Consider the following 12,560-nt stretch of genomic DNA (forward strand, 5'->3'; position numbering starts at 1 on the left):
AATGGCAGACGTAATTCTCAAACCAATAGGAAATTTTGACCTTACCGTAGAGGCAGAGGTTGTCACACCTGACAATTTTGCCGGAAAAACTGCCGATGAGATTGGAAAAGTACTCGTCTGGCAGGGACCTGCAGAGTACCCTCTTACTGACTTCTTTACAGTGGAAGGTAATGGTGGAAGCTCAGCAGAAGACACCACAATCATTGTAGACGGAAACATCCCAAGAGTCAAACGTATCGGACAACAGATGACAGCCGGTAAAATACTTATCAAAGGCTCTGCTGGAATGCATGTTGGATCTGCAATGGAAGGCGGAGAGATCATCGTAGAAGACGATGCTGATTCATGGGTAGGTATGGAAATGAGCGGTGGCTCTATCCACATCAAAGGTAACACAAAGGACCACCTTGGATGTGCATACCGTGGTAGCTGGAAAGGAATGACCGGTGGACGCATCACCGTTGACGGAGATGCAGTTAGCCAGGTTGGCGGCGGCCTTAGTGGCGGAGAGATCATTATCGGCGGTAGTGTTAAGCACTTCTGCGGAGTCCGTATTAACGGTGGTCTTATCGCTGTAAAAGGAAACGCTTTCAGAACCGTTGGAGCAGAAATGACCGGTGGTACTATCGTGATCGGTGGTTGCATTGAGAGATTCACACCAGGATTTGAGATGACAGACATCGAGTCCGACCTCAAATTCAACGACATCGAGTGCCCTGGAGAATATATGAAATTCACAGGTGACTATGCCATCCCACAGAAAGGAAAAGGCACACTGTACGTATCCTGTGACAATAACGAGTGTCTGTGAGGTAATATTCATGCAAGCATTACTCAATTCAGGAAGTACGATCAACGAAGGAAGACTTGCCAAAGGCGGCAATAAGTACTCCGAAGATTACAAAAAGGAATGTGCAGTCTGCTGGATGTGTACAGAGGACTTTACATCTCTGGGATTCCCGGAGAAAGTTTCTGTTACGTCAAGAGACGGAAAGCACTCAGTTACAGTTTACCCAAAGGTAACAGAGGCAATGAAATCCGGTCAGATTTTCATACCAAGATCCATCTGGGCAAATGTTGTTGTTGAACCTGACACATTCTCAACAGGTTCACCACGCTATAAGGGAGCTCCTGTAATGGTAGAACCTAGTGATGAAGAGGTTCTCGGCGCCGAGGAAATTGTCCTGAAGCTGTACATGGGAGGTGAATAAAATGGTGTTTAAGAATATCATCTGTCCTGTCTGTGGAGGTTCATGTGATGACATCCAGATAGAATTGGACACTAAGAACCGTACGATAGATGTCCAGAACGCATGTAAGATGGGTACCGCAAAGTTCCAGGAAGTTGTGAGCTCACACAGGATCTTAAAGCCAACCATCAGAGAAGGCGGCAAGGTCAAAGATGTAAGCTGGGAAGAAGCACTTGAGATGTCAGCAGACATTCTTGTGAATGCAAGACGTCCACTTTTCTTCCTTGGAAGTGAGACCTCATGCGAAGCACAGGAAGTAGGACTTCACATAGCTGAATACCTTGGTGCACCTGCAGACTCCAACGCAACAATTTGCCACGGACCAACTGTTATGGGAATCCAGGAATCAGGTATGGTAGGAGCTACTGCCGGTCAGGCAAAGAACAGGGCCGATATGACCGTCTACTGGGGTGTCAACCCGCTGGAATCCATGCCAAGACACATGTCAAAGTATGGTGTATTCCCAAGAGGTTACTGGACTAAGAGAGGAAGATTTGACAGGACAATGGTCACAGTGGACCCAAGAGTAACCCCAACCGCTGTTGCATCAGACATGCACCTGCAGCTCAATCCTAGCTCAGACTACGAGCTTCTCAGTGCAATGTTCACTATCCTTAACGGAAAGGAACCACATCCATCTGTAGAAGAGATAACAGGAATCCCAATTTCTTCAATGAAGCAGACAGTTGAAATGATGAAGGAATCAAACTTCGTTGCTATCTACGTAGGTCTTGGTGTTTCATCCTCATATGGAAAGCACAGAAACATTGAGATTGCACTGAACTTCGTCAAAGAGATGAACAATTACACTAAGTGTAACATCGGTGCTCTCAGAGGTCACTGTAACGTAGCAGGATTCAACCAGCTTGCATCCTACCTTTACGGTTACCCATTCGGTCTTGACTTCATGAAGGGATATCCAAGGTACAACCCTGGAGAGACCACAACAGTGGACCTACTAAGGGAAAAGGATGTTGACGCAGCATTCGTCATGTCCGCTGACCTTGTGAACCATATTCCTGCAGATTGTGCAAAGTACCTTGCAGACATACCAATGGTCTGTCTCGATATTGCACCATGCCCATCAACCACAGCAGCAGATGTAGTTCTGCCTGGTGTAATTGATGCTATGGAATGTGACGGTACGTTCTACAGGCTCGATAATGTGCCTGTTTACTTCGAACCATTCACAGAATCACCATTCCCTGAAACAAAGAGCAATGAGGACACCCTCAAGCAGCTCTTTGCAAAGGTAAAGGCCAGAAAGGAAGCATGAGTGAGAACTGGTACTCAGAAAGGAAAGGGAAGGATGAAACCTTCCGAAAGGACGAGGAAAGTATCTCCTCGCCTTTTTATGTCCCCATGGAGTGCCTGGAGATCACTGAGAACAGTAAACAACACATTACTGTGGACGTTATTGTCGAGGAAAAGTTCGAGCTTTTCGTGAATAACGTCCACGTAACTACTTTTTTTGCAAGTCCTTATGAACTTGAAGAGCTTGCCTTGGGATTTCTCGTCTGCGAGGGATTCATCGAACCTGATACCAAAGTAGATTCTATCAGAATCGAAGACAAATCTATTTTTTGTGAAATTAAAATCAACACTCCCGAGCTAGAAGAATTAACACACCTTGAACGATGCGGAACCACATCATACCGCAAGGACGTTGTCAAGCACAACAATTCCAATACTAAATTCACCACCGATGCCATCATCCATGCAGTTGGCCAGTTAAAAGAGATTGGCAGGGTCTGGCACAGAACCGGAGGAGCACACACATCAATCATCTGCAACAACCAGGGAGAAGTACTCTTCTTCTGCGAGGACGTGGGAAGAGCATGCTCCGTGGACAAGGTTGTTGGCAAAGCTCTGATGAATGGAACTGACCTTTCAGAATGTGCACTTGTGACCACCGGCAGACTGGCATCCACAATGGTTTCAAAAGCTGTTAACGCAGGTATTCCCCTTGTTGCAAGCAAAGGTGCTACAGTGCGCGAGGCTGTGGAACTGGCAGAGGAAGCAGGGATTGCATTGGTTGCTTTTGTGAGGGGGAGGAAATTGTATGTTTATGCCGGGAAGAGAGAGTGATTAGCTGACTTTTCGGCTACATAGCCCCATCAGCAGTGAGTTCCCGTAATCTTGAAAAGTCATTTAAAGAATTTCTGTTTCCTGAAATTTCTAAATAGATTGAATTTCTTTTAGAATCAATTTGCCTTGCAAAATCTGTATATTCATTTGTATCATATTCCGACTTGATGAGTCTACCACCAAAACTATAAATATAAAATTCTGATTGACAAATTTGAATCATCAAAATCCCCCATTTTATACTACGATTTAACGCGATGATAAACGTTAACATAACATACTGATTAAGAATTTTCAAAATGTTTCGATTTATTATTTGATAAGACAAGCGTAATACTATTAAACGCTCTCAGAATTATTTTCCTCCGTTAAATTTGCCGTATTATTCAAACTTTTATTGGCTGAATCTACTGATGACTCATTAAATTTAATAGAATCAGACATGTTGTCTGCACCCTGAATTATAGTCCCTACACTAGTATTGTTTGTATTAAGAATTACAGATTCGTTGTTATGTGTCGTGTTGTCTCCTGAAATAAAACCAATAATATCATCCGTGATAGAAGAATTACTGGAGTAATTATTGCCCAAAAAGGGAATACTATTTGGGACTAACAGGAACATAACTGCAGCAATAAGCATGATTGCTACGATAGCATATGAAGCCAACATCATTGTATTTGTTTTTTTATTCTTTTTGTAGCTCTGTTTGGCAACAACATAACTTGTGCCAAAATAGGAATCCAGAATTTCTGCTTCATTAGTAGTTAACTTTGAAGATAGATCATACGCCCTTAGCTCAGTGCTTATATAATCTACAAAAATCTTACCGCCTGCTGAGGGAGTGGTGGTCACATTATTGGCTACAATTTTAAGCAGCTCTATCAATTTATTATTATCGTAGGAAGACAAAGCCATTGCTACATTATTTTTGAATCTTTCGCTGCCATCATCACCATATATAAATCCCACATTACATAATGCCGATAGTAACTCTTTATCTTCATTTGCATATATTTTGCGAATTGTGTCCCTTATCACATAACTCCATAAAGCTCTGTTTCTAAGGAGAATAATATCGAGTTTCTTTTTGACATCTGCATTCCTTATCCTTTCAAAAAGGCTTTTTAATGCTTCATCCTCACCCATATGACAATACATTGTATTTTGAGATGAAAATTGTTTACTGTATAACTCAACTATGTTCGCAACTGTTGTTTCGTTTGTAATTGGCATTTGTCTGATTTGAGATGAACGTTCCTTAAAAACATGAGATATTACCGAAGTATTATCATTATACAAATCAAATAATTTATACAATGATTCACTGGTTGTGAAAATATCTAGAACATCCCATGTATAAACTTTGAAGGCAACATGCTTAGTGTAAAACGAAAGAAGTTTCCTGTCACTTCTTTCCACATAGCTTTTTATTTCACCCGAATGCTCCCTGAAAACCATGGGAAGCAAAGAGTAATACTCACTGTAATGAGGAGATTGCTTCCATTTGACACCAAATTCATCCAGTTCAAAATCCGGATTTGGTTCAATAGGACAAATGGAAATATCACTTTCATAAGGATATTGGGAAGCCGTGAATTTCAGATTTGCTTCAAGGGAATTGACTGCTGTTGTAAAAACACTACTGATCAAAGAAACCGCATTAACTGCACTGACTGATTTTATTGAGACTTTTTCATTGGCAAGCAACTTTCCATAAACATAATTCATCATAGACTCATCAGCAGTGAGTTCCTGCAATCTTACAAAGTCATTTATATCATTCTCTTCCCAGAGACCCACAACTCTGTACTCCAGTTTTTGTAATCGGGATATCTCTGCAGAGACCGTTTCATAGAACTGCATGATCAGCTTTGATTCATAGTTATTGTAACCGGAATACTTACCAACACACACGATTCTCTCTTCTCTGCCACCTACTTCTTCGACTATGACACTGCATCCCAGTATCAGAGTACTGCTAGTATGTAACAGTTCAAAATACAGGGCATTTCTCTTGGAATCTATCTGCTTTGCCAGATTACTATATTCATTTGAATATATTTCACCATCCCCACTCAGAAGTTTACCGGTGGAGTTGTAGACGAAAAAATCAGAAACCGAATTTTGCAATTTGTTCCACCCTCCATGGATAAATGTTCTTTATAGTTTCTTCCTGCTGATCAACACCCTTAAGAGCATTAGCACTTACAGCGTAGAAATGAATCGGCTCTTTTGTAGCACGGTTTTGTATCTCTTTGAATGTATCGATCTCAGTCAGCATATTAAAAATCTCTTTTTCAATATTCAAAGCATCCTTTGAATTATCCATCACATCATTGATATTCTTAATTTTGTCTGCTTTTGTAACGACAATCGCATAGGATTTGCCTTCACCAAACAACTCCATTATTCTGGAATACTGCCCAAAAAGACGGGTCAAATAACTCGCACCACCCTCATGATAGGAAACAATGTGTTCACCATCTACCAGAAAAACAACTTTTCCTGCACTCTCCAGTTTTTTATATATATGGGCCAGAACCAGCTGATCCAGAATATAAGCAATTTCATCCGGGTGTTTGTCCTTCAAATCCTTAATAAATTCATGGTTACCAATCTTCTCACTAAAAGTCTCTTTATCAATTTCAGGAATTTGTTTACTTATTCTCAGGATAGCTTTGAAATACTCATCCGGAGTTAGATTTTCAGTGAATTCACCACCATAATCCACAAAAGAGAATTCTATTGGCTTGATAGACTTTTTTCCCATCAAAGTATACATGGTCAAATCTGTCTTTTGATTACTTTTTGGCTGCTTTCCGTTCTTCAATTCAGCCAGCATATTTTCGATCCTGTAATAATCTTCCTCCCTTGATGAGGAAATGATCGTTTCGCTCCTGCGACCATTATAATAATGGACAAATTGATTGTACAGGGCAAGCAACAGCAGAGTCTTGCCTGATTTTGAAGGACCATAGACAAATACATCCGAAGCTTTTATACCGCGTACGAATTTCATCAGCAATGCATACAGAATCATCAACGTAAAGAAACTCAGCATGATCATGAACAAATCATTTGAGCCTGAAAGTGCATACTGAGGAATTTCCCGCATATCTTCTTTTGAAATCAGATTTATAAAGATTGCAAACAGGAAAGCTACCATTCCCACAAAGAACAATTTTAAAAAGAAACGCGTTCTTTTTGCAACAATGTCAAAACGGTTGTTCATAAATGAATGCAATATGAACCCAACTCCGGAAAGCATACCCGGAACAAGACCGTCGAGCCTCAGTATATTATCCTGTGACCAAAAAAAGTACAGGAATGGCAAAAAGGCTGCCAATAACAACTGCCCTCCAAACCTTGACCTTTCCTCGAACAACATCCCAATTCCACTTGAAATGAACAGAGCTATAAAAAAGCTCAATATTGCAGCTATGTACCATACAATAGATAAGACGATCTGTTCACTGGTTGCAAGCAGAAATCCGATTGATAAGGCCAAACACAACAAAAAAATAATAGGGTTAAATAAATTAAGTTTCCCCCGTACCCTCATAGTTCCACCTTTATACTTAAGTTATAATCCGATTTTCTATTCAAGTGCTTCACGAAGGGTTTTAACCTCATAAAGATCCTTTATTATAGGGACTATATCCTGACCGGCTTTCTCTGAGTTTGCCAGTTCACCCGCATATTTCACATCCAGTAACTTTTTTCTGGTAATATACTGACCATCCTGCATTTTCAGTACATGATGTAGAATATTGTTACTGCTCTGCTCGTACACCTTCCAGTAGCCTCCCCCTGAAGTCAGCGGAGAAATATTATCCAGGAAACTTGTAGCTGCAAGCAGTGTTAAGGTTACTTCCCACGGTTTGGCATGAGAATGAGTGATCACACGGGCATCCTGAGCGCTCTTGAGTGACATTATGGCATTGATATCAGTGGATATTGTGCTGTTCACAACTGATGAAGAAATATATGAAGACCGTGAACCTATCACCAATCCTACTTTTCCGAAGTTCCACTTTTCAGTGGTACTTATGGGTATCATCTGGTTGTGAATTCCCAGTTTGTAGTTCTCAAGCAACGAAGGATATGTGGCTTTTACCTCAGAAAGAAGGTTGTTAAGCTCGTTCATTCCATTGTCATCGTTATCAAGACTTGTAAGGTCAGACATCTCACCAATGAGAGACAAAATCTTCGGATTGATTTCCCCTACCTTTGTTCTGTAAAGACTCTTATCAGTCTTGTTCTTAGATTTGGTCTTTTCGTTTATAGACGACATGAAATGATAGAACGATTCATAATGCTTATTGAGATCCCTTCTGGAACTGAATGTTCTTTCATGAAGTTCCTCGGCATTGTCCATCATATCGGCAAGAGAATGCTTTTCACCTATCTCTTCTTTAATGCCGTCAATTTCCCCGGTTATAGCTTTGGTTTTCAGGAAATAGCCTTCCTTTTTAAGGTATAATTCCGTCAGACTGTCTCTTAAAGAGCCTATCAGCTCACTTCTCTCAGTTTTATCGAAAATTGCATCTATCCTGTCATAGCTCACGGAATCCTTGGCAGTATCACCTAACAAAGAATTGATAGCCTGGTTTTTGATATCAGCAGCTTTTTTGTGCAGACCCTTGTTAAGAAAGTCATCAGGAATATAGAATTCAAACGGACTGTTTATCTGGATGTTCCAGTATTTGGCATTGGATTTGATATAATCTTCTTTTTCCTTTTTCATTGCCTCGTACTTTCTTATTTTCTTCTTTTTGTCTCCCTTAATTAGGCTGACAAGGCCACCCTTTTCCTGTTTTTTCCTTTCAGAATCATAGAAATAATATAGTGCAATAGATTCGATAAGGCTTAGAAGGCCATCGAAGCTGTCACCAATCTCATGAGAGAGATCTTTGACTTCCTGCTGTATTGCCAAAACATTGGCTGCCCTGAGCCAACTACTCTTATCCCTTGCCTTTACCTCATCACTCTTTAGAAGGGAAATGAACTCCTCAAGCTTAATCTTCAAATCTCTTTCCCTTTCATCCAGGGACTGGACCTTCCGATTGATAACAAGATACTGGTCAATCTCTTTCTCGTTATCAGAAAGCCTTTGCTCTGCCTTTTTACTAATCTGGCTCTTCAGCAGTTCTGCATTTTCATGTTCCTCTTCCTTCTCCATCACATTTTTCTCAAGATCCCTTATTTCATCTTTAAGATTTTTGGTCTTGACATTCATGTTGCTAATAGTAGAGGACATATTCTGATTACCTTTGAGCATATCAATAAGAGTAGATCTTGCAGATTCTTCGGTTACACCTGATACCCTCCTGAAAAGAAGAGCAGTTTCTTCCAGAACCTGAATACTTTCAGGTATTAGATTTGCCAGTTTCTTATCATTCTCATCAGTAAGCTCGCTTGGTTTGACGTTCTGCGAACCTGCTTTTAACTTTGAAAGATATTCTACCAGATCATTAAACGTACTTATCTTATCAATCTGCATTTCAGAAGGAATCTGATTTGCAAGGAAATATTCGATGGTATCCACACTCTTATAATTGAGCAGATGTCCGATCTCATGTTTGAGAACATTTTCAATATTTCGATATTCCTTTTTAATGTACTCGAAATTCTCTTTTGTAGGTGCCGTTTCATTGAAAGAATACTGGTTCTCTAAAAATGAGGAGACCTGCTGATTCAGTTCCTTTCTTGAAATGGTTATCATCTCAAGGGAATTGATAATCTCTTCATACTGGTTCTTAAGTCCCCGAAGATCCTCTATGGGGTATTCGATTACGTGGGAATTTGCGAAAATAAATGATGAGAAAGCTCCTTTCACATCACTTATATTAATATCACCGGTTTCCACATGGAAGAAATTAGTGAACACGTTGGGAAACATTGCATCAAACTCATGGACCTCCTCACGTGCCTCTTCCCCTTTCTTGTATCCGGTCGGACCCAGAGATGTGACAATCACATTGTTGAACAGCCTCTCAGTCATGTTGAGATACTCAAGCTCTGTCAGGGCGATAGACGCATTCAACTGTTCCTTTTCTCCCTCCTGTGTCGTGGGCAGAACTACAAAAAGGCATAACTGTGTGGAATCGCCTTTGAATGCACGTATGTAACGGGCAAGGTCGATGAACATGCCTGAACCTGTGCCCCCCCCTAGGCCCACAACAATAGCCACGCTTCCTCTGCTTGAGAAAGTAGGGAACCCGCTTGACTCACCTTCTGTTATGACCTTGTAGAATATGGCCTTTGAAATAGCCCTTCTGCGGTGCACACCACCACCAAAGTCATCCATTGCCAGATGATCAATCGTCAGCAGATCCTCAAAAGAGATACCATTTTCGGATTCGTCATTTAGCCACCAGGTCTTCACTTTTGGTTCGGATCTCTTATTCTTGACTTTTTCAGCAATTTCCTTGCTTGCGAGGTCGGGAACCTGACTGATATTTGCAAGGGATGGTAAGTAAAAGAATTTGCTTTCGATATTTCCCTGTGCATCACAGGAAATTATTTTATTTTTGAGCTGGACAAGACGCTCTTCATCACCTTCTTTCTCGTTTGCGTCGGCATCCATAGTATATACTTTCAGACGTCTGCCATCACCCGAATAATGTTTCAGGAACCAGTCATTGTTACATATTTCCATTGTCAGCCTTTTTCCGCAACCACCCACACCGACTATGGTCATATCAGTGGGTAATTGTAGTGGTGGTATGATCTTTTCATAGCTCATATCTCATCATCCTCATCGTCGTCAGAATTGCCTATTCGAATACCAAATATTAGACCAATGATAAGAGCTACTATAATTCCTCCTGCTGCCAGATACAATGAAACTGCCGGTCCTTCTTCCCGGGAATTCAGGTAGTCTGCAAGCTCATTGGCTTCATGAACAAGTCCTTTATCAAAAAGATCCGTAAGATAATTCCTGAAGAAAGGGTCATCAATTGTGTCAAGTTTTCCTGTGAAGGAGTCTATCTCAGGCACATTTATTGTAAAGATCCTGGTGTCACTGTCCTTCAGGGTATTCTTCTCATCATCAAGCAGATTGAAACGGTAGTAAGCGTAACCAGTTCTTTTTTCATCGAGTTTTATGAGAGTTACTTTATCTGTCTGAACAACTTCCCTGACCACAGGCACTTTACCCTGCACATGAACAAGAATTGCTTCATCACTATCATTCAGGTTCAGTACATAATTGTTGGAAGTACTGGTAATATTAAATTCGGTAAAATTGTAAAGAGGATTATTCCCGTATGCTTCAAGATCGGTATCAAACGAGATGTAATCTGCTGACTGAGGAATTGCTGAAATCGTTAAGTAAAATTCAACCACATCCCCTTCTCTTGGTTCCGCAGGCAAATCACCTTCTATATCAACATCAACTGCCGAAACAATATAACTCAGTGACAGTAAAATAATGATACAATAAACTACAGATTTAACTAATGATTTTTTTCCTGTTTTCATAATTTCAACTCATTGATTGTCGTTAATTACTCCCACTTTTGCTGAATCCCCACTTCTTATCGTTCAACTTTTTGAGTATGGATTAATCATGAAGTTATTTATTATGTGAATCATCTAAGTATATAGTCTTTCTGATTTTATTGTAACATTCAAAGATTTATTTTTATTGATAATTAAAATTATTTATTTAAATACTATATAACGTTTACAAATAACACAATAAATATACTCAATTAAACAAAATAATATAATTTTAATTAAAATCTAAATAAAAAAACTCATTTAATAATAAGCAAATATAATAAAAAAATAAAACAGGAATACTATTCACGTTTTTTGTACATTACATATCCCCGAACACCACCTACACAACCTAACGTATCCAACCCATGAAATGGGTTTAAATAATTAGATATAAACTAATTGAATATTAGCTACTAAGTTAAAATCCTAAATATTAATCAGTAAAAAAATATGGAAAATATTAGAAACATTCCAAAATCCATATTTGAGACCACATCAGCTTCAATAAATCAAACAAAAACAATTATATCCCATAACCACACTACTACCCCCTACAACGTAACACAAATACTGTTGATAATATTACTACATTTAACAAGAAGGTTACATTATGAGTGAAAAAATCGGAATTTTAGCTATTGGGCACGGCAGCAGATTACCTTTCAACAACCAGGTTGTCACTGAAATCGCTAACATGATCTCAGAAAATCATCCAGAGTACATTGTAAAGGCAGGATTCATGGAGAACAGCGAACCTACTGTAGAAGAGGCACTCATGTCCTTCGAAGGCACAGGTGTAACAACCATCGCTGCAGCACCTGTATTCCTTGCATCTGGCATCCACATCACAAAAGATATTCCTGGAATCCTTAAACTGGACCCTGAAACAAACGAAGGCGAGATAGAGTTTAACGGACAGAAAGTCAGGATAGTCTACGCAAAGCCTCTTGGCAGTGACGAGCTCATTGCAGACCTCATCTTCAAGAGAGCACAGGAAGTCCTTTAAGCTGTGTCTATGACACAGTACTCTTTTTGTTGTGAAGAAATCACAACATCTTTTTTAAATCACTGCATCTTGAATTTGTGCATTTTCCATGAATGAATTTGCATATCAGGTCAGTCCACCTATGACAAACAGTTCCTGTTCAAAAGATAACAATGATCAAGCAATTAGAGAATTCTGAAATAGATATCATTATGGATATCTGGTTGAAGACCAATATTGCTGCTCATTATTTTATACCTGAATATTACTGGACTAAAAACTATAATGTTGTTAAAGAAGAATATCTGCCTGTTTCTAAGACCTTTGTTTACAAAGAAGACGGTACGATCAAAGGTTTCATAAGCGTTATTGGTAACTCATTCATTGGTGCATTATTTGTTTTAGAGGCACACCAGGGGAAGGGTATTGGTCAGAAACTGCTGGAATATTGTAAGTTTCTTAGTTCAAATCTGGAATTGGCAGTTTATGCAGACAATAAACCGGCTGTTGATTTTTACACAAAAAATGGTTTCACGATAACGAAAGAACAACCCAACAAAGATTCTGGTTTTATCGAGTATATTATGTTCTGGATTAAAGAAGAAATAATCTGAATTGCCAGATCAATGCATATATATGAAAAAAAATAATCATGGACAGGAATTTTGAACCTGTTTCAATGATTCGCTTATGCTATCATCAGAAGCGAAAATATTTTGTATTAT

10 protein-coding genes are annotated in these 12,560 nt (G+C 39.5%); 6 read left to right on the top strand and 4 right to left on the bottom strand.

Features of this window, described 5'->3' with window-relative positions:
* The first annotated feature begins 1 nt into the window (after position 1).
* The 4 genes from WN948_RS03540 to fdhD are packed head-to-tail and all read left to right on the top strand — an operon-like array spanning position 2 to position 3,338.
* A complete protein-coding gene (locus WN948_RS03540) occupies positions 2-811 on the top strand; it encodes a formylmethanofuran dehydrogenase subunit C (protein ID WP_342305620.1) in 810 nt (269 codons plus the stop codon).
* 10 nt (positions 812-821) lie between these two features.
* Positions 822-1,211: a molybdopterin dinucleotide binding domain-containing protein gene (locus WN948_RS03545; protein ID WP_342305621.1), complete on the top strand. Its 390-nt coding sequence runs from the start codon at positions 822-824 to the stop codon at positions 1,209-1,211.
* Between the two features lies 1 nt (position 1,212).
* Entirely contained in the window at positions 1,213-2,526 is a 1,314-nt protein-coding gene (locus tag WN948_RS03550) for a formylmethanofuran dehydrogenase subunit B (RefSeq protein ID WP_342305622.1), read from the top strand.
* Complete coding sequence (gene fdhD, locus WN948_RS03555) at positions 2,523-3,338, top strand: formate dehydrogenase accessory sulfurtransferase FdhD (protein WP_342305623.1); 816 nt, start codon at positions 2,523-2,525, stop codon at positions 3,336-3,338. Before WN948_RS03550 ends, fdhD begins: the two co-directional genes overlap by 4 nt.
* Positions 3,339-3,677: 339 nt before the next feature.
* On the opposite strand, the gene WN948_RS03560 is transcribed toward fdhD, so the two are convergent.
* The 4 genes from WN948_RS03560 to WN948_RS03575 form a co-directional block, all read right to left on the bottom strand.
* Entirely contained in the window at positions 3,678-5,471 is a 1,794-nt protein-coding gene (locus WN948_RS03560; protein WP_342305624.1) for a hypothetical protein, read from the bottom strand.
* On the bottom strand, positions 5,452-6,771 hold the full coding sequence (locus WN948_RS03565; RefSeq protein ID WP_342305625.1) for a hypothetical protein: 1,320 nt from the start codon (positions 6,769-6,771) through the stop codon (positions 5,452-5,454). The genes WN948_RS03560 and WN948_RS03565 overlap by 20 nt, the downstream gene beginning before the upstream one ends.
* Before the next feature lie 168 nt (positions 6,772-6,939).
* Positions 6,940-10,089, bottom strand: coding sequence for a tubulin-like doman-containing protein (locus WN948_RS03570; protein WP_342305626.1), 3,150 nt, complete (start codon positions 10,087-10,089; stop codon positions 6,940-6,942).
* The gene (locus tag WN948_RS03575) at positions 10,086-10,826 is read right to left on the bottom strand and encodes a hypothetical protein (protein ID WP_342305627.1); all 741 of its coding nucleotides are present in this window, start codon (positions 10,824-10,826) and stop codon (positions 10,086-10,088) included. The genes WN948_RS03570 and WN948_RS03575 overlap by 4 nt, the downstream gene beginning before the upstream one ends.
* Before the next feature lie 634 nt (positions 10,827-11,460).
* Here WN948_RS03575 and cfbA point away from each other — a divergent pair.
* Positions 11,461-11,856, top strand: a complete 396-nt coding sequence (cfbA, locus tag WN948_RS03580) for a sirohydrochlorin nickelochelatase (RefSeq protein ID WP_342305628.1) — start codon at positions 11,461-11,463, stop codon at positions 11,854-11,856.
* Positions 11,857-12,008: 152 nt separating this feature from the next.
* The gene (locus WN948_RS03585) at positions 12,009-12,449 is read left to right on the top strand and encodes an N-acetyltransferase (RefSeq protein ID WP_342305629.1); all 441 of its coding nucleotides are present in this window, start codon (positions 12,009-12,011) and stop codon (positions 12,447-12,449) included.
* The last annotated feature ends 111 nt before the right edge of the window (positions 12,450-12,560 follow it).

Origin of the sequence: Methanolobus sp. ZRKC5, assembly GCF_038446525.1 — an archaeon.
Lineage (GTDB): Archaea > Halobacteriota > Methanosarcinia > Methanosarcinales > Methanosarcinaceae > Methanolobus.